Source organism: Kitasatospora sp. NPDC048239, assembly GCF_043202015.1.
GTDB lineage: Bacteria > Actinomycetota > Actinomycetes > Streptomycetales > Streptomycetaceae > Kitasatospora.
The window spans coordinates 255557-276707 of record NZ_JBICZP010000012.1; the positions used below are offsets into that span (position 1 = coordinate 255557).

Below are 21151 nucleotides of genomic sequence, written 5' to 3' on the forward strand. Positions count from 1 at the left end.
CGTCCGGGCTGCCGGGCCGTCCGGGCTCAGTCCGGACCCGTCCGGGCTGCCGGGCTCGTCCGGGCTCAGTCCGGGCTGTCGCCGAGCGAGGCGAGCAGGGTGCGCAGGACCTCGACCAGCGCCTCGGTCTGCGCCTCGTCGATACCGGCCAGGAGGCGGCGTTCGGTGGCGAGGTGGTCGGGCAGGGCGCGGTCGACCAGGGCGTAGCCCTCGGGGGTGAGGGCTACCTCCCGGCTGCGGCCGTCGGAGCCGCTGGCGGTGCGGGTGACCAGCCCCCGCGCCTCCAGCCGGTCGAGCCGCTGGGTGATGGCACCGGAGGTGACCATCGCGGAGCGCATCAGCCCGGTGGGCGTGAGCCGGTAGGGCGGGCCGCTGCGGCGCAGGGTCGCGAGGACGTCGAAGGAGGGGGCGTCCAGGTCGTGCCCGGCGAAGTTCTGCTTCAGCTCGGCCTCGACCAGCCGGGAGAGCCGCTTGAGGCGTCCGATCACCTCCATCGGGGAGACGTCCAGGTCGGGGCGCTCGGCGCCCCACTGCTTCACCAGTCGGTCCACATGGTCTGCCACCGCTTCAGCCTAGAGGATTACTTAGCGGTGAGATACATCACAGCACTCGAACGGGCGAGATATCTTAGCGCTGAGATACATTGGCTTAGTGCTAAGGAATCGAACCGCCATCGTGCTGGTGACCGCTCTCGCCCCCGCCATCTGGGGCTCGACCTACCTCGTCACCACGGAACTGCTCCCGCCCGACCGCCCGCTGCTCGCCGGGGTGATCCGGGCCCTGCCCGCCGGGCTCCTCCTCATCGCCGTCACCCGGCGCCTGCCGCAGGGCAGCTGGTGGTGGCGCTCGCTCGTCCTCGGCGCGCTCAACATCGGTGCCTTCTTCGCCCTGCTCTTCATCGCCGCCTACCGCCTCCCCGGCGGGGTCGCGGCCACCGTCGGCGCCGTCCAGCCGCTGCTCGCCGCCGGGCTCTCCGCCGGACTGCTCGGCGACCGGCTCACGCTGCGGACGGTGCTGTCCGGCATCGCCGGGATCGCCGGCGTCAGCCTCCTGGTCCTGCGGTCCAACGCCGAGTTGGACGCCATCGGGGTCGCCGCCGCGCTCGGCGGCGCGGTGGTGATGGCCACCGGCGTCGTCCTCTCCAAGCGCTGGGCCTCCCCCGCCCCGCTGCTCGCCACCACCGGCTGGCAGCTCACCGCGGGCGGCCTGCTGCTGCTCCCGGTCGCCCTGCTCGTCGAGGGCGCCCCGCCGTCCCACCTCACCGGCGCCAACCTGCTCGGCTACGGCTACCTCGCACTGATCGGCGCCGCCATCGCGTACGCGCTCTGGTTCCGGGGGATCCGCGCGCTGCCGCCGACCTCCGTCGCCTTCCTCGGCCTGCTCAGCCCGGTGGTCGCCACCGCCCTCGGCTGGCTCGCCCTCGGCCAGGACCTCTCGCCCGTCCAGGGGCTCGGGGCGCTGATCGTGCTCGGCTCGCTGGTCGCCGCCCAGACCCAGAAGCCGCGCGGCGTACAGCCCGCACCGTCCGCACCGCCCGCCCAACGCGCCCAGCCCGAGCCGACCGCGGGCCCGGTGGCGGGACGCCCGCACGCCTCCTGACCTCACACCCGCACCCGCACCGCAGTCACAACCGCAGTCACAGCCGTCAAGGAGAACACCATGAACATCACCGTCTTCGGAGCAACCGGGAACGTCGGCAGCCGCGTGGTCGCCGAGGCGCTCGCCCGCGGCCACCGCGTCACCGCCGTGGTCCGCAACCCGGCCAAGCCGCACGGCCTCCCGGCGGCGGCCGCGATCGCGGTCGGCGACGCCCGCCACCCGGAGGACGTCGCCCGCCTCGCCGCCGGCCAGGACGCGGTGATCAGCGCGACCCGCCCGGCACCCGGCAGCGAGGCCGAACTGGCCGCGGCCACCAAGGGCCTGCTGGCCGGTCTGGCCGGGACGGGCGTCCGCCTCCTGGTCGTCGGGGGCGCGGGCAGCCTCACCCTGCCCGGCGGGGACGGCGCCACCGTCGTCGACGACCCGGACTTCCCGCCCGCCTGGCTCCCCATCGCCCTCGCCTGCAACGAGCAGCTCGACCTCCACCGCCTCGACACCGAGGTCGACTGGGCCTACCTCAGCCCCGCCGCCCTGCTCGAACCAGGCGAGCGCACCGGCCGCTACCGCCTGGGCCGCGACGAGCTCCTGGTCGACGCCGACGGCACCTCGGCCATCTCCATGGAGGACCTCGCCGTCGCCCTGCTCGACGAGGCCGAGACCCCGGTCCACCACCGCACCCGGTTCACCGCCGCCTACTGACCTCCCCTCACCGCCCAGTGCCCCGGCCCCCACCGGGGCACGCGCGGTTGCTCGACAGGCCCCCACGACCGGCGCCCACGACCGGCCCCAACGACCGGCCCCCAAGGGCAGTCCCCGCCGTCCGGGGGGTGTCCCCAGCACCACCCCCGTAACTGGTGCGTGCTGGATCGACCCGTCGGCGCCCCGGCGGCCAGGATCACCACCGTGACCACATGCGAACGCAGCACCCGCCGGCGGCGCGCCCCGCTCGCCGCCCTGACCTCCGCCCTGCTCGCGGCCGTCGCCCTCCCGGCCACCGCCGTCGGCGCCACCACCGCCGAGACCCGCACGCCCCCCGTCCCGGCACGCTACGCCCAGCAGCAACTCGCCTGGCAGGCCTGCGCAGAGGCGCCGTCGCTGGACTGCGCCACGATGGCCGTCCCCCGCGACTGGCACCACCCCGCGGCCGGACCGGACCTCACCATCGCCGTCTCCCGCCACCGCGCCACCGGCCCCGCCAAGCAGATCGGCACCCTGCTGATGGCGGCCGGCGGCCCCGGCGGCAAGGGCCTGCTGCGCCCGGCCGACTTCGTCCGGAGCGCGCCCGCCGTGGGCGCGGCGTACGACGTCGTGGGCTTCGACCAGCGCGGGGTCGGCCACAGCACCCAAGCGCACTGCCAGACCCCGCAGGAGTTCCAGGACTTCTTCGCCGGGGACTTCCGGGACGACTCCCCCGCCGCGACCGCCCGGGTGGTGGACAACTCCCGCAGGCTCGCGGCCGACTGCGAACAGCGCAGCGGCGGCCTGCTGCCCTACCTGACCACCGAGCAGACCGCCCGGGACATCGACCTGTTCCGCTCCCTGCTCGGCGAGCGCAGGATCGGCTACTACGGGCCGTCCTACGCCACCATGATCGGCGCGTACTACGCGACGCTCTTCCCGCAGCGGGTCGAACGGATGGTGCTGGACAGCAACATCGGCTTCGAGGACACCTGGGAGGCGTTCCAGCTCGGCCAGCCGATGAGCTTCCAGCGGCGCTTCGAGGAGGACTTCCTGCCCTGGCTCGCCGCACGCGACAGCACGTACCACTACGGTGCCACCGCCGCCGAGGCCAAGGCCCGCTGGGAGGCGCGACGGGCCGTGCTGCACGACCACCCGCTGGTCGAAGGGGCCCTCACCATCGGGCCCAACCAGCTGGACAACGGCACCATCCAGGCGATCTACCAGGCGGCCGGCGGCTTCCCCGCGCTGGCCACCGCGCTCACCGCGGTGGACGACTGGCCGAACGCGGACCCGAAGGCCCGTGAGACGGCCGCCCTGGTCTTCGGCCGGTACCTGAGCCCGGAGTTCCTCGCCGAGTTCTTCGCGGTCACGTGCAACGACACGGCGTGGAGCAGGAACCTGGACGGCTGGATCGCCCGGGGTGCCGCGAACACGGCGCGCTGGCCCCTGGCCGGCGCCCGCACACTCGCCTTCGCCGCGGTCTGCGCGAGCTGGCCCGCGCCCACCGCACCCCGGGTCCGGGTGACCGGCGCCGGCCTGCCGCCCACCCTGATGCTCAACTCGGTCCACGACCCGGCCACCTACTACGAGGCCGCGCTCGGCGCCCACCGGGCGCTGCGCGGCTCCCGCCTGGTGACCGTCACCGGCAACGGCGACCACGGCCAGTACCCAGGTCCCGACACCTGCGTGCGCACCGCGGTCGAGGACTACCTGCTGACCGGTCGCGCCCCGGCGCGTGACATCATCTGCGCTTCACAGCAGGCAGCCTGACGGCTCATCAGCCATGCCTGTCGGACCGGCCGTGGCCGCCCGCACCCGGGCGGCCACGGCCGGTCCGCTCAGTCGCCCTCCGGCCCGTCCACGCCCGCGTGCTGCACGCCCTCGCGCTTCGCACGCCGGCCGCGCTGCTGCCGCAACCAGGCGACGCCGCCGACCAGGCCCGCCGCACCGGCCACCCCGGCCTTGACCGCACCCTTGGCCAGGAGCCAGCCGACCCCCGGAGTCGTCCAGCCCAGCCAGTGGGCCACCACCATCAGGACCACCGCCGCACACAGCCCGGCCGCGATCGCCACAACGACCGCCACCGCACCGGAGATCCTCTGCTCCTCGGACGCCATACCGTCCGCACCCCCACTGTCCATGGGAGCGATCCTAAGCCGTGTCCAGACGATTCGCGCCGGGCTCAGCGCGGCGCGTGGTGGGTGTCCCCGGTGTGCTCGCCGGTCTCGTGGTCGGGGAAGCTGACGGCCAGGGTGACCCGGTACTCGAAGACGTCCTCCCGGTGGCCCGGCACCCGCGCCCAGGCGAGCGAGTGGACCTCCGCCTCCGCCGCCTGCCGGCACCAGGCGGCGGCCTCCTCCAGGGCCCGGGCCGCCGACCGGCCGGTACAGACCACTGCGGTGTAGGCGGCGACGGCCACATCGCCGCCGCCGCGTCCGACGCGCGACACCGCCCGGACGGCGGCCGCGGCCTGGGTCAGATCCCGGGCCAGGTCATCGACCACCCGGGGCGGGGCCGGCAGCACGACCGACGCCTCGGCGATGGTCTCCGGCAGGTTCGCGCTCACGCCACACCCTCCCTATCCGCTGAGCAACGGCCCCAGGATGCCGGGCCGCGATTCCTGGCATGACCACTTTCACCAGAACGTCACCCGTCCGGGGACGTGATGGTGTACAGCCCGGACGCCGATCCGCCCGTCCTGCTACCGGCCGCGCCCACCGGCCGCGCATCGACCCAGCTCAGGCGGGTGCGACCGGGAGCCGCCGCGAGCCCGGGCCGGTGGAGGCGCGCCGCCCCGCGCTCCGAACCGCCCGTTCGCCCCGGTGGCACACCCGGTTCACGTCCGCCGCGCGATCGCGCAACTCCCGTGGCCGATAAAGCGGTTAGGCGTCGGTGGCGCCCCGTATGATCCTGCCACATCGCAGCCCGCCGACCGGCGGGCACCAGTGGAGGGGGCTCCCCATGCAGGTCGATTCGCCGATCCGGACCGGGCGCCGGTACGGGTGGCTGCCCGTACTGGCCCTGACCGCGGCCGCGTTGGCCGGGTGCTCCTCGTCCGGCGGCGGCAACGCCGCGGCGGGCGCACCCACCGCCGCGCCGCCGTCCTCGGCGCCCGTCACCGCCGCGCCCTCACCCACCGCGCCCTCACCCACCGCGACCTCGCCCGCCGAGCCGACCAGCGGAACCGCCCCCACCGGAACGCCCGCCGCCCCGCCCGGCAAGCGGCCCGCCGAGGCCTGCCCGATGCTGACGTCCGAACAGATCGTCACCATCGTCGGCACCTCCGGCCCGTTCCGCGGCACCCGGCTCTCCCCGGCGAGCGACGGCAGCCCGGTGTGGGGCTGCACCTGGGGCTCCCGCGAGTCGTACGCCGCCATCCACGAGGTGTCGGCCACCGTCCTCGCCTCGGTCCGGGCCAACCCCGAGCTGGAGGTCACCCCGATGCGCCAGGTCGGCCAGGACGCGGTGCTCTCGGTGTGGAAGAAGGACAGCACCCGGCCGGTCGTGTACTTCACGGCCGACGGGCACACCTACTCCGTCGAGGTGGTGAAGTCCCGTGCACCGGGCGACGGCGTCAACGCCCCTGCCGAGGTGATGGCCGAGGGAATCCTCGCGACGCTGCTCGCCAAGGCGCTCACCGCCTGAGCGGGCGCCGTCCGGGGCCGGCGGAGGGCGCCGGGCGGCGCAGCCCGTTCCCCCAGGGGCGTGAACGGGGGCGGGCCCGGCGCTGCGGGCGGATGCGGGTACGGCGGGAACGCTCACACAATGACGCCACGGCGCCGTACCCGTACTCCCCTCACAGCCAAGGCGGATCGTATGAGCCGACTTCACCCACCCCCGCACGCCCCGGCCGAGGCCGTCCCCCGTCGCCGCGGCAGGCGCCGCCCCGCAGCCCTGTTCGCCGGCCTGGCCCTGGTGGTCCCGGCCGCGGCCGGCTCGCTGGCCACCGCGATACCCGCCCGGGCCGACAACCCGACCGTCTCGGTGAACAACCTGCGCACCGCCTGGGACGCGGCCGAGCCCGACCTCGGCCCCGCGAAGGTCTCCGCCTCGGACTTCGGCCGACGCTGGTCGACCGCCGTCGACGGCGCCGTGTTCGCGCAGCCGCTGGTGGCCGGCTCGACCGTGGTGGTCGCCACCGAGACCAACCACGTCTACGGCATCGGCGCGAACGACGGCCGGATCCTGTGGCAGCGCGCCCTGGGCACCCCCTCGCCGTCCTCCACCGCCTGCCTCTCCCCGGGCACCGGCATCACCTCGACGCCCGTGTACGACAAGGCCGGCGGCACCGTCTACCTGGTGGCCAAGACCAACGACGGCGGGGGCCGGTTCTCCGTGCACGCCCTGGACGCCGTCACCGGCGCCGAGCGCAGCGGCTGGCCGGTACCGGTCCAGGGCGACCCGGTGAACAGCCCCGGCGTCCCGTTCAACCCGGCCACCTCGGCCCAGCGCGCCGGCCTGCTGCTGCTGGACGGCGCGGTGTACTTCGGCTTCGCCTCGGACTGCGGGGTCGGCACCTACGTCGGCCATGTCGCGGGCGTGAACACCAGCAGCCGCAAGCTGACCCTCTGGTCCACCGAGTCCGGCTCCGCGTCGCAGAACGCGGGCGTCTGGATGAGCGGCGGCGGCCTGGTCTCGGACGGCGCCGGGCGGATCATCGTCGCCACCGGCAACGGCGCGGGTTCGGGCTCCTCGCCGCTCAAGGGGCCGGGCGACAAGCCGCAGGGCCACTTCGCCGAGTCGGTCGTCCGGCTGGGCGTCAACGGCGACGGCAGCCTCGCCCCCAAGGACTTCTTCAGCCCGACCAACAACCGGGACATGGACCACGGCGACGTCGACCTCGGCTCCGGCGGCCCGGCCGCGCTCCCGGCCGGCTTCGGCACCAGCGCGCACCCGCACCTGCTGGTGCAGGTCGGCAAGGACGGACGGATCTTCCTGCTGGACCGCGACAGCCTGGGCGGCATGGGGCAGGGCCCGAACGGCACGGACGCCGCGGTCGGCATGACCGGCCCGTACAAGGGCGTCTGGGGCCACCCGGGGGTCTGGGGCGGCGACGGCGGCTATGTGTACCTGGTCGAGAACTACGGCTCGCTGCGCGCCCTCAAGTACTCGGTGAACGGCTCCGGCAACCCGCAGCTGACCAGCGCCGGGACGAGCGCCGAGGGCTTCGGCTACGCCTCCGGCTCCCCCGTCGTGACCTCCAACGGCACGGTCTCCGGTTCCGCGCTCGTCTGGACCGTCTACTCGGGCACCGGCCCCGGCGGGCAGAACGGCGAGCTGCGGGTGTACGACCCGGTGCCGGTCAACGGCACGCTGAAGATGCGCCGCAGCTTCGCGCTGGGCACGGTGAGCAGGTTCTCCGTCCCGGCGACGGACGGCGGCAAGGTGTTCGTCGGCACCAAGGACGGCCATCTGGTCGCCTTCGGACGCGCGGGCGCCTGACCGCCGCCGCGGGGCCCGGGCGCCGGTCCGTCACTCGTTCGAGCGCGATTGTCCGCGCATCGCGCGGTTCGGACCGGCGGCCCGACCCGATGGCTCGTAGCGTCCTGACCACGGGGCCCGCGGGCCCCGCCCCGGCAAGTCCCCCGAAATCCCCAGAAATCCCATGCAACACCCGCAATCCCTCATCAGGAGGACCTCCATGAGTACCACCGCCCCCACCCACCCGGCCGCCGCACCCGCGGCCGCGCCCGCCCGCCCCGAGTCCGGCACGGCGGCCCGCGCCAAGCCCGCCTGGTCCGCCCCCGCCGTGGAGTGCCACCAGACCGGCGCCGAGGTCACCGCGTACGCCGGACGGGCCGCCCAGTGGCTCAACCGCTGACCCGCGAGCGGTTCGCGGCCAGGCTGTACGACCTGCGCGAGCGGTACTGGGACACCCACCCGTTCCACCTGCGCCTGCACTCCGGTGGCTGCACGCCACCGGAGTTGCGGCGCTGGGTCGCCAACCGCTGGTACTACCAGCTCTGCCTGACCCGCAAGAACGCCGCGATCATCGCCAACTGCCCGCTGCCGGAGGTCCGCCGCTCCTGGGTAGAACGGCTCGGCTACCAGGACGGGCCGAGCCCGGACGCCGCCGGCCCGGACCGCCCCGAGCAGCCCGGCGAGGGCGGGCTGGCCGACTGGCTGGTGCTCGCCGAGGCGGTCGGACTGGACCGCGCCGAGGTCACCGACGAGCGGCACGTCGCCCGCGGAGTGCGCTTCGCCGTGGACGGCTACCTGCACTTCTGCCAGACCAGGCCGTGGACGGAGGGTGTCGCGGCGGCCCTCACCGAGATGTTCTCGCCCGACCACATGGCCCAGCGGGTCACCGCCTGGCGCACCCACTACGAGTGGATCGACCCGGGCGGGTACGCGTACTTCGAGCACCGCATCCCGACCGCCCGCCGGGACAGCGCCCGCACCCTGGAGCTGGTCCTGGACCACTGTGTGAGCGCCGCCCAGCAGCAGGCCGCCGTGGACGCGCTCGCCTTCAAGTGCGAGGTCCTGCGGGCGATGCTGGACGCCGTCGACTACGGAGGCGACCGGTGACCACCGCCCTGGCCGGCCGGGTGCCCGGGCTGCGGCCCGGCGTCCGGCTGGTCTACGACCCGGTCCGGGAGCGGTCCGCGCTGCTCTACCCGGAGGGCGTGCTGCTGCTCAACGACACCGCCGCCGCCGTGCTGCGGCACTGCGACGGACGGCGCGACGGCGCGCTGGTGACCGCCGAACTCGCCGCCGAGTACGACGGGGTGGACGGCGCCCAGGTGGACGAACTGCTCGCCGAACTGGCCGGGCGCCGGCTGCTCAGCCTGGACGGCACCGGATCGCCCGTCCGCCCGCTGCGGGCCGGCGGCCTGCCCGCGGCCGCCGTACGGGGGCCGGTACCGCTCGGACTGATCGCCGAACTCACCTACCGCTGCCCGCTGCAGTGCACCTACTGCGCCAACCCGGTGGAGCTGGCCCGCTACCGCGACGAGCTCGACACCGGGCACTGGCTGCGGATCCTGGACCAGGCCCGGGGCCTGGGCGTCCTCCAGGTCCATCTCACCGGCGGCGAACCGCTGTTGCGCCGCGACCTGGCCCGGATCATCGGCCACGCCCACGGGTTGGGCCTCTACACCAACCTGGTCACCAGCGGCCTCCCGCTGGACGCCCCGCGGGCCGCCGAACTCGCCGCGGCGGGCCTGGACCACGTCCAGCTCTCCGTCCAGGACGCCGACCTGCGCAGCGCGGACGCCATCGCCGGGCGGGCCGCGCACGAGCGCAAGCTGGCCGCGGCCGCCCTGCTCACCGGACAGGGCCTGCCGCTGACCGTCAACGCCGTCCTGCACCGGGGCAATCTGGCCCGGCTCGGTGCTCTCGCCGACCTGGCGGTGGCACTCGGCGCCGACCGGGTCGAGCTGGCGCACACCCAGTTCTACGGCTGGGCCTGGCGCAACCGGGCCCACCTCGCCCCGAACGAGGAGCAGGTCCGGCAGGCCGAACGGGACGTCGCCGCAGCCCGGGAGCGGCACGCCGGGCGGATCGAGATCGTGCACGTCGCCGCCGACCTGCACGGCGGCACCGCCAAGCCCTGTATGGACGGCTGGGGCAGCCGCCAGCTGGTGGTCGCCCCCACCGGCGACGTCCTGCCCTGCCTGGCCGCCGCCCAGCTGCCCGGCCTGGCCGTCCCCAACGCCCGCCGGGACGGCCTGGCGGCGATCTGGCACGACTCGCAGGCGTTCAACCGCTACCGGGGCACCGACTGGATGCCCGAGCCCTGCCGCGGCTGCGAGCTGCGCGAGGTGGACCACGGCGGCTGCCGGTGCCAGGCGTTCCAGCTCACCGGCGACGCCGGCGCCACCGACCCGGCCTGCCGGCTCTCCCCGCACCACCACCTGCTCACCGCGCCGGCCCTCCCGGACACCCCGGCGCCCGTCCCCCGGAGGCCGCGCTGAAGATCCGGATCCTCGGCACCGCCGCCGGGGGCGGCCTGCCGCAGTGGAACTGCGGCTGCCCCGGCTGCGCCACCGCCCGCGCCACCGGCGCCGCCCGCACCCAGGACTGCCTGGCGATCAGCGCCGACGGCGCCGCCTGGTACCTGGTCAACGCCTCGCCGGACCTGCGCGGCCAGCTGCTCGCCGCCTCCGAGCTCGCCCCCGCGCCGGGCACCCGGGACACCCCGCTGCGCGGCGTCCTGCTCACCAGCGGGGAGCTCGACCACACCCTGGGCCTGGTGACCCTGCGGGAGGCCGCCGCGCTGACCGTGCACGCCGCCCTGCCGGTGCGCCGGGCGCTGCACGAGGCCTTCCCGGTGGGCCCGCTGCTCGCGCCGTACACCAAGGCCCGCTGGCACACCGCCGTCCCGGGCACCGTGCTCGAACTGGACGGCGGGCTGCGTGCCGAGCCGCTCGCGCTCGGCGGCAAGCGGCCGCGCTACGCCGCCGACCAGGCGGGCGAGGAGGGGGCGGAGCGGACGGACTGGGTGACCGGCTACCGCTTCACCGACGCGGCGGGCCGGGCGGCTGCGGTGTACGCGCCGGGTCTGGCCGCGTGGACGCCCGCCTTCGACCGGGCGGTGGCGGGCGCCGATCTGGTGCTCCTGGACGGCACGTTCGCCACCGACGGCGAACTCGCCGGGCACACCGGCGGCTCGCGCACCTCCCGTGGCATGGGGCACCTGGCCGTCGAGGACTCGCTGCCCGAGCTGGCCCGCCGCCCCGGACCGCGCTACCTCTACACCCACCTCAACAACACCAACCCGCTCGCCCACCCCGGCTCCCCCGGGTCCGCCGCCCTCGCCGGGGCCCTGGCGGCGGCCGGCGCGGCCGTCGCCGACGACGGGATGTTCATCGAGTTGTGAGGCCCCGGTCCGGCTCCGGCCACCGGAGGCGGCTCAGATCGTCGTGATACTAATCATTCCGGTACGACATTCTTGCGGGGGCAGTACGGGCACGTTCATGACATCCCGTCCGTTCCCCGAGGGCCGGGACGACGACGGGGAGGGCACGGCGTGAGCGCGAAGTTCGGTACCGGGCAGGGCGGTCGGCGGATACGGCTGGGCAAGCGGGTGACCGGCGCGGCCGCGGCGTTCACCGCGCTGGCTGCGCTGACCGGATCCCAGGTGACGGGCCTCGGCCTCGTCCCGGTGGCGGCCGCGGACCCGGCGGCGCTGGACAACGCCACCACCGCATCCGTGGTGACCGCCTCCGGCACCCAGCCCGACCCCCGCCGGACCGCCGCCCTCCTGCCCAACACGCCCGACCCCGCGGCGCCCGGCGCCGGACCGGTGGACGGCGGCGGCACCCTCCCGCTGCCGCAGCCGCCCGGCACCCTCCCCGGCGAGCCCTCGGCGGCCCCGTTCCGTACCGGGCCGGCCCTGCCGGAGACGGTCTTCGCCGCCTACCGCAAGGCCGAGACCGCCCTGTCCCTGCGCTCGCCCGGCTGCCACCTGCCCTGGCAGCTGCTGGCCGCGATCGGCGAGGTCGAGTCCGGCCAGGCCGACCGGGGCCGGGTGGACACCGCGGGGACGACCTACCGGGCCATCCTCGGCCCGGTCCTGGACGGCAAGGGCTTCGCGGCCATCGCCGACACCGACGGCGGCCGCTTCGACGGCGACCGGGTCTGGGACCGCGCGGTCGGACCGATGCAGTTCATCCCCTCGACCTGGGCCTACTGGGGCGTCGACGCCAACGGCGACGGCCAGGCGGACCCCAACAACATCTTCGACGCCGCCGAGGGCGCCGGGCGCGACCTGTGCGCGGGCGGCCGCAACCTGTCCGACCCGGCGCAGCTGGACCGCGCCGTCCTCGGCTACAACAACTCGGGCGAGTACCTGCGGACCGTCAGAAACTGGATGGCCCACTTCGGCAGCGGCACCCCGACCACCACCCCGGACCGCCCGGCGGCCCCGGGCGCGGCGGCGGCCCCGACGTCCGCCCAGCCGACGGCGCCCACCCAGGCGCCGGTCACGCCCGAGCCGGTCACCCCTGAGCCGGTCACGGCCTCGCCGAGCGCGCAGCCCTCGACCACGCCGTCCGCCTCGCCGTCCGCCTCGCCCTCCGCGGGCCCGAGTCCGTCGCCCACGGCGACGGCCACCGCGGCGCCCACGGCGGCTCCCACGCCGACGGGTTCGTCGTCGCCCTCCGCCGAGCCGACCGGGACGCCCAGCGCGACCCCGACCCCGAGCGCCACGCCCACCGGCACGCCGACCGCCTGCCCCTCGCCGACGGCGACGGCCACCGCCGCCGCCACGCCGAGCGGTTCGCCGAGCAGCACGCCGAGCAGCACGCCGAGCGCGGCTCCGTCCGGTACGCCGTCGGCCACGGCGACCCCCACCGGCCCCGGCTGCGCCCCGGCCACCGCCGGTGCCACCGCGTCGGCCGCACCGTCCGCTCCGGCCTCGTCCTCGCCCTCCGCGGCGGCGAGCCCGTCCGCGGCCGCCTCGCCGTCGCCCTCGCCGTCCGCGGCGGCCGCCCGCTAGGGCTTTTCTGACAGTTCGCGTCGCGTCAGCGCGCGGCGGGAACTGTCAGACAAGCCATAGGGCCGCCGGAGCCGGAACCGGCCAGAACGAACCCGGCCGCTCGTTTCGGTAACTTCCGTACAGCAGAACGGCCTTCGTCCGATCCAGTGCTCCGGCCAGGGATGCGCGGGATCGGACGAAGGCCGTGGGGTTCGTGTGCCGCCGCGTGATGGCTCCGGCGGTCGGGCACGTCCTAGAGGTGCCTGACCAGCTCCGGCATCAGGTCCTGGAAGGTCCGGCCGGTGGCCGGCTGGCCGATTGCGGCCATCTGCCAACCGGCCGCCGTGCGCTGCACCTTGGCCATGATCTGGGCGGTGTAGGGGCCGCCGCCGGTGAGTGTGTAGCGGGCCAGCTCGGCGCCGGTCTGTGCGTCGACCAGTCGGCAGAACGCGTTCTCGACCTCCTGGAAGGTCTGCCCGGTGAAGGAGTTGACGGTGAACAGGATCTGGTCCACCTCCGCCGGCACCCGCGCCAGATCCACCGTGATCGACTCGTCGTCGGTGGCGTCGCCCGCGCCGCCGGTCAGGTTGTCCCCGCTGTGCCGCACCGAGCCGTCGTTGCTGGTGAGGTGCTGGAAGAAGACCACGTCCACCGGGCGCTCACCCGCGAAGAGCACGGCGGAGGCGTCCAGGTCGATCTCCTGCGAGGCCAGCAACTTGGCGAGGAACCCCTTGCGCTGCGCGGCGCGCCACCCCAGGCCCATCCGCACCAGGCCCAACTGTCCCCCGCCCGGCTTCTCCAGGCTCAGCTTCTGTCCCTTGGCCAGCGAAACGCTCATCGCGTCCTCCTCGTCCCTCCGCCGGCGCCACGCCGGTGCTTGCGTCGGCGCCGCTGCGGGCGCGCCTTGAATCTACAGCACTGTAGAAAGATTGCGGGTCCAGCGTGTTCCCCTCCTAGCTCGTACCCGCTTCTACGATCATCACCACATGATCCGAGGACAGGGAGAGCCACGCGATGAGTGACACGCTCCACGCCGAACTGGACCGCCGCGCCGACGAGGTGGCCGAGCAGGTCATCCGGTGGCGCCGCCACCTGCACGCCCACCCGGAGCTCTCCAACCGCGAGGCCGGCACCGCCGCACTGATCGCCGACCACCTCCGCTCACTCGGCCTGGACGAGGTGCGCACCGGCATCGCCGGACACGGTGTGGTCGGCGTCCTGCGCGGCGGGCGCCCCGGCGGGCGGGTGGTCGCCCTGCGCGCCGACACCGACGCGCTGCCCGTGCCGGACCGCTGCGGCACCGACTTCGCCTCGGGGGTCGTGGACTCCGACTACCCCGGCGGTCCGTTCGCCGTGTCGCACGCCTGCGGCCACGACTGCCACACGGCGATCCTGCTCGGCGCGGCCACCGTCCTCGCCGGGGTGCGGGATCGGCTGCCCGGCACCGTCCTGTTCGTCTTCCAGCCCGCCGAGGAGGGGCCGCCGGTGGACGAGCCGGGCGGCGCCCGCGAGATGCTCGCCGAGGGCGCGCTCGCGGACCCGGCGCCGACCATGGTGTTCGGCCTGCACGTGACCCCGGATCCGAAGGGCCACGTCGGCTACCACGCGGGCTACCAGATGAGCGCCTCCCGCCTGGTGAGGATCGTCATCACCGGGCAGCAGACGCACGGCTCCTCGCCCTGGCGCGGTATCGACCCGATGCCCGCGGCGGGTGCCGTGCTCACCGGGATCGGCCAGCTCTACCGGCAGCGCTCGGCCTTCGACCCGGTCGCCGTCTCCATCGGCCATCTGGAGGACGTCGGCCGGTTCAACATCATCGGCGAGCACGTCACCCTCTGGGGCACCATCCGCTGCGCGATCGAGGCGGACATGGCGGAGGTGGAACGCAGCCTGGCCACCCTGGCGGAGCACACCGCGCTGGCGTACAACTGCACGGCGAAGGTGGACTACCTGAAGCCGGTTCCGGCCCTGCACAACCGGCCGGAGTGGGTGTCCGCCGCGCTGCCGACCTTCGAACGGGTGGCCGGGGCGCAGCGGGTCGACCAGGTGCAGCCCTCACTCGGGTGCGACGACGTCTCGGAGTTCGTCAACGCCTTCGGCGGGCTCTACGTGATGCTGGGCGTCCAGGACACCGAGCGGACCGCGGAGGGCACGGTCGTCCCGGTGCCGGGCGGGCGCGGGGTGGCGGTCAACCACAACCCCGGCTTCTACGCCGACGACGACACCCTGGTGACGGGTGTGCGGCTGCACGCCCATGTCGCCTGGGACCACCTGACGGGCGCCCTGGAGCCGGCCGCGGACTGAGGCGAGAGGACCGAGCAGACGGGGGGCTGCGGGCGGGCCGGGCTACCGCCGCTCCAGCCGCACCAGGGCGTCGACGGCCTCGACCGCCCGGCCGTCCCCCGCCCGGCCCTCGACCGCCCGGCCGTCCCCCGACCGGTTGTGCGCGGCCTCCGCGCCGACCGGACGGCGGACCCGTTCCGCCCGGACGGTGTGCAGACCGGCGTCCACGAGGTCGGCGAGCACGTCCTCGGGGGTGAAGAGGACGCGCGGATCCTGCGGACCGCCGACCCCCTCGGTCAGGTTGGTGGAGTCGTGGCCGACCACCAGCAGAGTGCCGCCGGGGGCCAGCGCGGCGGCGGCCCGGCGCAGCGCGGCCCGGCGGTCCCCGGCCGGGACCTGGAGGTAGGCGACCACGATCAGGTCGTAGCCGCCGGCCGGGGCGTCGAAGGTCCGGGCGTCGGCCTGCCGCCAGGTCAGTCGGGCGGCGATCGCGGCGGGCAGGGCCTCGGCGAGCCGGGCGGCCCGGTCGAGGGCGACGGCGGAGAAGTCGAGTCCGGTGACCTGCCAGCCCTGACGGGCGAGCCAGATGCTGTTCCGGCCCTCCCCGGCGGCGAGGTCCAGGGCGCGGCCGCGGGCGGGGCCCTCCCCGGGCCCCTCATCGGGGCCGTCCGCGGGCTCGGCGGCTCCTCGCAGGCCGGCCAGCTCGCGGACCACCCAGCGGTTGGGTTCGGCGCCCCAGACCAACGCGCTCGCGGCGTACCGGTCGTCCCAGTCCTGGCTGTCCATCGCGTCTCCTCCGTTCTGCGGATCTTCACCGTACCGCCGGGGTGCCCGTCGGAGCGGGTGCCAACAGTCCAGTGACCGGACACTCTTGACGGCGAATATTGGTCCAGTCCAATCTGTGGTGTCGTGACGTGGCCGGGACAGTGGAACCGCCGCGTCGCTCGCACCGGTTCCCACCGCCCGCGCGCCCCCACAGCGCTCGGGTCGGCTCCCTTCGACCCAATCCCGGGTCACTGCACCGCCGGAATCCCCCACCCATCCGGAGGACAGCTCATGCACGACAGAGTCACGCCCGCGCTCCCCACCGAGCGCCGGGCCGCCGCGCCACGCCGACGGGCAGCCGCACTGGCCCTGGCGGCCACACTCACCACCGGCAGCGCCGCCCTCGCCCTCTCGCTCGACACGGCCTCCGCGGCGGCGGTCAACCTGCTGACCAACGCGGACTTCGAGGCAGGCTCGCTGGCCGGCTGGAGCTGCGCCAACGGCTCGGTCGTCACCACCCCGGTGCACGGCGGCGGTTACGCGCTCAGCGGCGCCGCCTCGGCCTCCGACACCGCGCAGTGCCAGCAGACGGTGGTCGTCAAGCCGAACACCACGTACACCCTGGCCGGTTGGGTCCAGGGCAGCTACGTCTACCTCGGCGCGACCGGTACCGGCGTCAACGCCTCGACCTGGGCGCCGAACGCGACCGGCTGGACCCAGCTGAGCACCACCTTCACCACCGGCGCGGCCACCACCTCGGTGACGGTGTTCACGCACGGCTGGTACGGCACCGGCACCTACCGCGCGGACGACCTCACCCTGACCGGGCCGGCCGGGCCGACCAGCAGCACCAGCCCGACCGCCTCCACCAGCCCCACGGCGTCCGGCAGTCCGACGGCCTCGACCAGCCCGACCGCCAGCAACAGCCCGACGGCGAGCAACAGCCCCACCGCGAGCAACAGCCCGACCGCCAGCAACAGCCCCACGGCGTCGACCAGTCCGACCGCCACGGCCACCGCCACCTCCACGGCCACCGGCCCGGCCGGCGACGGCAAGGTCACCACGCCCGCCGGGGTGACCGTCAGCAAGGTCACCCACAACGCCGTGGTCCTCACCTGGCAGCCCTCCACGCTGACCAGCGGCGACGGCCCGATCGCCTACAAGGTGTACGCGGGCAACCAGTTGGTGGCGACCTCGATGGGCACCTCGGTGGCCGTCAGCTCGCTGCTGCCGAGCACCGCCTACTCCTTCACCGTGCAGGGCTACTCGGGCAGCCACGGCTCCGCCCAGTCGGCACGGGTCGGCACCACCACCTCCGCCGCGCCGGCCGCGAGCCCGTTCCGCTCCGCCTACTTCGACCAGTGGGGCGTCTACGAGAACGCCTACAACGCGAAGAACGTCGACACCAGCGGCGCGGCCGGCAAGCTGGACGTCATCAACTACGCCTTCGCCAACATCCACCCCACCTCGCACACCTGCTTCCAGGCGGTGAAGGCCTCCGACTCGGCCAACGAGTCCAACCCCAACGCCGGTGACGGCGCGGGCGACGCCTACGCCGACTACCAGGCCGACTACAACGGCGCCACCAGCGTGGACGGCAGCAGCGACACCTGGGAGCAGCCGCTCAAGGGCAACTTCAACCAGCTGCGCCAGCTCAAGGCCAAGTACCCGAACCTGCGGTACACCATCTCCATCGGCGGCTGGACGTACTCCAAGTACTTCTCGGACGCGGCCGCCACGGACAGCTCCCGCAAGGCCTTCGTCTCCTCCTGCCTGGACATGTTCCTCAAGGGGAACCTGCCGACCGGGATCGCCGGTGACGCCTCCGGCGGCGCCGCCACCGCGGCCGGCCTCTTCGACGGCGTCGACCTCGACTGGGAGTACCCGGGCTCGGCCGGCGGCCACACCGGCAACCACTACTCCCCCGCCGACAAGCAGAACTTCACCCTGCTGCTCAAGGAGTTCCGCACCCAGCTGGACGCCCTCGGCAACGCCCAGGGCAAGCGCTTCCTGCTGACGGCGGCCCTGCCCAGCGGCCAGGACAAGATCGCGCTGCTGGAGACCGACAAGATCGGCGCCTACCTGGACTACGCCGACATCATGACGTACGACATGCACGGCGCCTGGGACGCCAAGGGCCCGACCAACCACCAGGACCCGCTGCACGACAGCCCGGCCGACCCGACCACGCCGATCACCCCGGGCACCCGCAAGTACAACGTGGACACCACGCTCGCCGCGTACACCACCGGCCTGCCGGAGTACGGCATCACCGGCGGGTTCCCGGTGAGCAAGCTGGTGCTGGGCGTCCCGTTCTACTGGCGCGGCTGGACCGGCGTGCCGGCCGGTTCCAACTTCGGCCTGTACCAGACCGCGACCGGCCCCACCCCGGCCAAGCCGCTCAGCGCGGAGGCCGGACTGGCCGCCTGGAAGGAGCTCAACGCCACCGCCGCCACCACCCACTGGGACCCGGTGACGGAGACCTCGTGGGTCTACGACGGCACCAACTTCTGGACGGGTGACACCCCGCAGGCCATCCAGGCGCGCGGGGCGTACGTCAAGAGCAAGGGCCTGGCCGGCATGTTCGCCTTCTCGCTGGAGAACGACGACGCCTCCGGCACGCTGCTCAACGCCATGAACAGCAGCCTGCACTGACGATTCGTCAGCAAAAGCGAAAGGGGCCGCGCGGATCACAGTGATCCGCGCGGCCCCCGCCGTGCCGGGCAGGCCCCGGCGGTGACCGGCTACTCCGGCACCCGGTCCACACCGCCGCGCCGGGCCACACCCGGGCGGCAGCGCAGCAGCCTGCCGACCGTCAACCGCGCACCCCGCAGGGCGCCGTGCCGGTGCAGTGCCTGGACGGCGTAGGTCGAGCAGGTCGGCGTGTACGGGCAGCACGCCGGGCGCTTCGGACTGACCTCGGCGCGGTAGTACCGCACCGCGCCGTACAGCACGCCGGCCGCGAACCCGCCCGGCACGGGCGCCGCCGGGTCCGCCCCGCGGCCGTGCCCGTGTCGGTGCCCGTTCCTGTTGCCGTTGCCGTGGCCGCTTCCGCGCCCGTGCACGCGTTCGTTCGCACGGCTCCGGCCCGCGCCGAGGGCGAAGCGGACGCCCGAGGCCATCATCACCGGGATCAGGGCGATCAGGCAGGGATCACCCAGGTCGCAGCAGTCGCAGGCGTCGGAGCAGTCGTTGTCGCGCTTCCTCTTGCCGTTGCGGCGCTGGTGCTCCGCCCAGGCCCGCCGCTGCTCCCGGCGGCGCCGACGCTCCTGCTCGGGCAGCCACCACCAGGCCCGCTGGGGGCGCTGCGGCGGATACGAGACGCCCTGGCCGGGCGGCGGGTAGGACACGGCTGACGATCCCTTCGACGCGGCCTCCGGGTCCGCCCGGAGGTCCGGTCAGACTATCGGAGGAGCTCCAGCGCCCCGGCGGACCTCAGTCCTGGCCGCCACCCAGCGTCGGGAAGAGGTCGAGGAACGGCTGGGTGGTCACCGAGACGCTCCGACCGAACGGGTCGTCGAAGTCCCAGATCAGGAACAGCAGGAAGGCGATCAGCGCGCTGAACGCGCCTGCCAGCAGCAACTCCCTTGGGGAGCGGCGGATCTGCAGCGCGAACACCATGCCGACGGTGATCAGCGCCCCCACGATCAGACCGAACCAGACCACTCCCGGGATGGTCGGCCCGACGTTCTGGCCGCGCGCGGTGCGGGCGTCGTCGGCGCTGCTGATCCGATCCATGATCGGCTGGTAGGCCTGAGCCTCCAGGTCGCTCGCCGGGGTGCGGTTGGCGAAGTCCTGGCGCAGCTTCTCCAGGAGTTCGGTGCCCCGGTCGGAGATCTCACCCTGCTCGCGCATGTAGGCCCACTCGACGTCGACCACGTACGAGACATAGCCGTCGACGTCGGCCCGGATCTTGTCGCGGAACTCGACGGGGTAGACCTGCGCGCGTGCGCTGACCTCGTGCAGCGACTGCGCCTCGCGCACCACATCGTCCTGGGCGGCGCCGCGCGCCTCCCAGACGCCCGCGATGGCGAGGCCGAGCACGATCGCGTAGACCACGCCGATCATCATCGTCATGTACTCGATGACGTCGGGTGTCTCGTCCGTGTCCTCGTCCTCGCTGACCCGGCGGTGCCTCAGCACCACCACCGCCACCACGACGGCACAGGCCGCCGACATGGCGATGGCAAGCGCCAACCACTCGGACATCAGGACTCCTTTCCAGTTGTTTTAGGGGTGGGGTGAAGAGCGACCGAGCCGGTAGGACCCGGTTCAGGACCGTCCGGAGCCACCGCGCCCGGAACCACCGCGTCCGGCCCGGCCACGCGGGCGCAGGGCCGCGGCGGCGAGCACGGCCGGCACGGTGACCAGCAGCATCGTGGTGGTGGGCGAACCGCCGTGGTGGCGCTGGGCGACGGGCGGCGGAAGGGCCGCGGGCAGCCGGACGGGCTTCGGCGCCGGCTTCACCGGGGTGGGCCGTACGGTCGGCGCCGGCGGCGAGGGCTCGGCGGCCGGCGACGGCGGGTCCGCGGGCTGCACGGTCGGCGCGGGTCGCGGCGGCGGGGTGGGCCGCGGCGTGGGCGGCGCAGGCGGCGGGGTGGGCCGCGGTGCCGGAGCGGGCGCCGGAGGCGGCACCGGCGCGGGGGCCGGTGGCGGGGTGGGCGCCGGTGTCGGCTTGGGTGTCGCGGTCACCGGCGGGGTCGGACTCGGGCTCGGGGCCGGGGTCGGACTCGGCGTCGGCGTCGGCGTCCGGGTCGGAGTCGGACTGGGGGTCGGACTCGGACTCCGAGTCGGCTTGGGCGACGGCGACGGGGTCGGGGTCGGGGTCGGACTGGGGCAAGGGTGATGGGTCGGCGGGTGGCCTGGTTTCGAGTGGCTGGGCTTGGGCGTCGGCGTGGGTTTGGGGTGGTGCGGGTCCACGAGGACATCCACGTCGACGTCGACGTCCACATCGACGTCCACTCCGCCGTGACCGACCGAGACCGAGACCTCCGTCTCGGTGCAGACGCAGGTGTCCACCACCGGCCCGCGGCCATGGCCGTGACCGCCGTACGATCCGGAGGCCTTCGCCAGGGGCGCGTCGGCCGCGCCGCCCAGCAGCGCGCAGAGCGCTGCCACGGCGGCCGCCGCGCCGGCCAGCCTGGTCCGGCGCCCACGGCCGGTGCCGCCGCCCGCGATGATCGGCTCTGCCCTCATAACAGCCCGTCCAGCGGTATCGGCTGGGCTTGCGGCATGCGTGTCACGCACCTTTCGCGTCGTCCGGTCGGGGGCGGTCGACACCGGGAGTGGGGGCCGACAGCGGACGGCCCGCCTGCGGGGGCGGGCCGTCCGACATCAGGTGAAACGATCATGCTGGCGACCGGTTACGGCCCGGCGGCACTCGACGCGACGCCTTCGGCAACC

At 74.6% G+C, this 21151-nt stretch carries 20 protein-coding genes; 13 read left to right on the forward strand and 7 right to left on the reverse strand.

Features of this window, described 5'->3' with window-relative positions; all coding sequences use genetic code 11:
• Positions 1 to 65: 65 nt before the first annotated feature.
• Complete coding sequence (locus tag ACGFZP_RS28665; RefSeq protein WP_392938634.1) at positions 66 to 563, reverse strand: MarR family winged helix-turn-helix transcriptional regulator; 498 nt, start codon at positions 561 to 563, stop codon at positions 66 to 68.
• Between the two features lie 88 nt (positions 564 to 651).
• Here ACGFZP_RS28665 and ACGFZP_RS28670 point away from each other — a divergent pair, with 88 nt between their 5' ends.
• The 3 genes from ACGFZP_RS28670 (at position 652) to ACGFZP_RS28680 (ending at position 4050) form a co-directional block, all read left to right on the forward strand.
• Positions 652 to 1599, forward strand: a complete 948-nt coding sequence (locus ACGFZP_RS28670; RefSeq protein WP_392938637.1) for an EamA family transporter — start codon at positions 652 to 654, stop codon at positions 1597 to 1599.
• A 60-nt stretch (positions 1600 to 1659) separates the two neighbouring features.
• Positions 1660 to 2298 carry an NAD(P)-dependent oxidoreductase gene (locus ACGFZP_RS28675; protein WP_392938638.1) on the forward strand — a complete coding sequence of 213 codons (639 nt, stop codon included), beginning with the start codon at positions 1660 to 1662 and terminating at the stop codon, positions 2296 to 2298.
• 204 nt (positions 2299 to 2502) lie between these two features.
• Entirely contained in the window at positions 2503 to 4050 is a 1548-nt protein-coding gene (locus ACGFZP_RS28680; RefSeq protein ID WP_392938640.1) for an alpha/beta hydrolase, read from the forward strand.
• A 68-nt stretch (positions 4051 to 4118) separates the two neighbouring features.
• Here ACGFZP_RS28680 and ACGFZP_RS28685 read toward each other — a convergent pair whose 3' ends face one another.
• Both ACGFZP_RS28685 and ACGFZP_RS28690 read right to left on the reverse strand, forming a co-directional pair.
• A complete protein-coding gene (locus tag ACGFZP_RS28685; protein WP_392938642.1) occupies positions 4119 to 4421 on the reverse strand; it encodes a hypothetical protein in 303 nt (100 codons plus the stop codon).
• A gap of 41 nt (positions 4422 to 4462) precedes the next feature.
• Positions 4463 to 4846 (reverse strand): hypothetical protein, encoded by a 384-nt coding sequence (locus ACGFZP_RS28690; protein ID WP_392938645.1) that lies wholly within the window; start codon positions 4844 to 4846, stop codon positions 4463 to 4465.
• Between the two features lie 395 nt (positions 4847 to 5241).
• On the opposite strand from ACGFZP_RS28690, the gene ACGFZP_RS28695 reads away from it, so the two are divergent.
• The 7 genes from ACGFZP_RS28695 to ACGFZP_RS28725 all read left to right on the forward strand — a co-directional run bounded on the left by ACGFZP_RS28695 (position 5242) and on the right by ACGFZP_RS28725 (position 12721).
• On the forward strand, positions 5242 to 5925 hold the full coding sequence (locus tag ACGFZP_RS28695; RefSeq protein ID WP_392938647.1) for a hypothetical protein: 684 nt from the start codon (positions 5242 to 5244) through the stop codon (positions 5923 to 5925).
• A gap of 171 nt (positions 5926 to 6096) precedes the next feature.
• Positions 6097 to 7722 (forward strand): PQQ-binding-like beta-propeller repeat protein, encoded by a 1626-nt coding sequence (locus tag ACGFZP_RS28700; RefSeq protein WP_392938648.1) that lies wholly within the window; start codon positions 6097 to 6099, stop codon positions 7720 to 7722.
• Positions 7723 to 7921: 199 nt separating this feature from the next.
• Positions 7922 to 8101, forward strand: a complete 180-nt coding sequence (locus ACGFZP_RS28705; RefSeq protein WP_392938651.1) for a hypothetical protein — start codon at positions 7922 to 7924, stop codon at positions 8099 to 8101.
• A complete protein-coding gene (pqqC, locus tag ACGFZP_RS28710; protein ID WP_392938653.1) occupies positions 8086 to 8808 on the forward strand; it encodes a pyrroloquinoline-quinone synthase PqqC in 723 nt (240 codons plus the stop codon). Before ACGFZP_RS28705 ends, pqqC begins: the two co-directional genes overlap by 16 nt.
• Positions 8805 to 10196: a pyrroloquinoline quinone biosynthesis protein PqqE gene (gene pqqE, locus ACGFZP_RS28715; RefSeq protein ID WP_392938656.1), complete on the forward strand. Its 1392-nt coding sequence runs from the start codon at positions 8805 to 8807 to the stop codon at positions 10194 to 10196. Before pqqC ends, pqqE begins: the two co-directional genes overlap by 4 nt.
• Positions 10197 to 10204: 8 nt before the next feature.
• Positions 10205 to 11101: a pyrroloquinoline quinone biosynthesis protein PqqB gene (gene pqqB, locus ACGFZP_RS28720; RefSeq protein ID WP_392938707.1), complete on the forward strand. Its 897-nt coding sequence runs from the start codon at positions 10205 to 10207 to the stop codon at positions 11099 to 11101.
• Positions 11102 to 11251: 150 nt separating this feature from the next.
• Positions 11252 to 12721: a hypothetical protein gene (locus tag ACGFZP_RS28725; RefSeq protein ID WP_392938658.1), complete on the forward strand. Its 1470-nt coding sequence runs from the start codon at positions 11252 to 11254 to the stop codon at positions 12719 to 12721.
• Between the two features lie 232 nt (positions 12722 to 12953).
• Here ACGFZP_RS28725 and ACGFZP_RS28730 read toward each other — a convergent pair whose 3' ends face one another.
• The gene (locus ACGFZP_RS28730; RefSeq protein ID WP_392938661.1) at positions 12954 to 13538 is read right to left on the reverse strand and encodes a TerD family protein; all 585 of its coding nucleotides are present in this window, start codon (positions 13536 to 13538) and stop codon (positions 12954 to 12956) included.
• Positions 13539 to 13714: 176 nt separating this feature from the next.
• Here ACGFZP_RS28730 and ACGFZP_RS28735 point away from each other — a divergent pair, with 176 nt between their 5' ends.
• Entirely contained in the window at positions 13715 to 15004 is a 1290-nt protein-coding gene (locus ACGFZP_RS28735; protein WP_392938663.1) for a M20 family metallopeptidase, read from the forward strand.
• A 42-nt stretch (positions 15005 to 15046) separates the two neighbouring features.
• On the opposite strand, the gene ACGFZP_RS28740 is transcribed toward ACGFZP_RS28735, so the two are convergent.
• A complete protein-coding gene (locus ACGFZP_RS28740) occupies positions 15047 to 15769 on the reverse strand; it encodes a class I SAM-dependent methyltransferase (RefSeq protein ID WP_392938666.1) in 723 nt (240 codons plus the stop codon).
• A 270-nt stretch (positions 15770 to 16039) separates the two neighbouring features.
• Between ACGFZP_RS28740 and ACGFZP_RS28745 the strand changes: the two genes are divergently transcribed.
• Positions 16040 to 18403 (forward strand): glycosyl hydrolase family 18 protein, encoded by a 2364-nt coding sequence (locus ACGFZP_RS28745; RefSeq protein WP_392938669.1) that lies wholly within the window; start codon positions 16040 to 16042, stop codon positions 18401 to 18403.
• 89 nt (positions 18404 to 18492) lie between these two features.
• Here ACGFZP_RS28745 and yidD read toward each other — a convergent pair whose 3' ends face one another.
• Positions 18493 to 19098 carry a membrane protein insertion efficiency factor YidD gene (yidD, locus tag ACGFZP_RS28750; RefSeq protein WP_392938671.1) on the reverse strand — a complete coding sequence of 202 codons (606 nt, stop codon included), beginning with the start codon at positions 19096 to 19098 and terminating at the stop codon, positions 18493 to 18495.
• Positions 19099 to 19183: 85 nt separating this feature from the next.
• Positions 19184 to 19957 carry a hypothetical protein gene (locus ACGFZP_RS28755; protein WP_392938673.1) on the reverse strand — a complete coding sequence of 258 codons (774 nt, stop codon included), beginning with the start codon at positions 19955 to 19957 and terminating at the stop codon, positions 19184 to 19186.
• 154 nt (positions 19958 to 20111) lie between these two features.
• Between ACGFZP_RS28755 and ACGFZP_RS28760 the strand changes: the two genes are divergently transcribed.
• Positions 20112 to 20594, forward strand: coding sequence for a hypothetical protein (locus ACGFZP_RS28760; protein ID WP_392938676.1), 483 nt, complete (start codon positions 20112 to 20114; stop codon positions 20592 to 20594).
• The last annotated feature ends 557 nt before the right edge of the window (positions 20595 to 21151 follow it).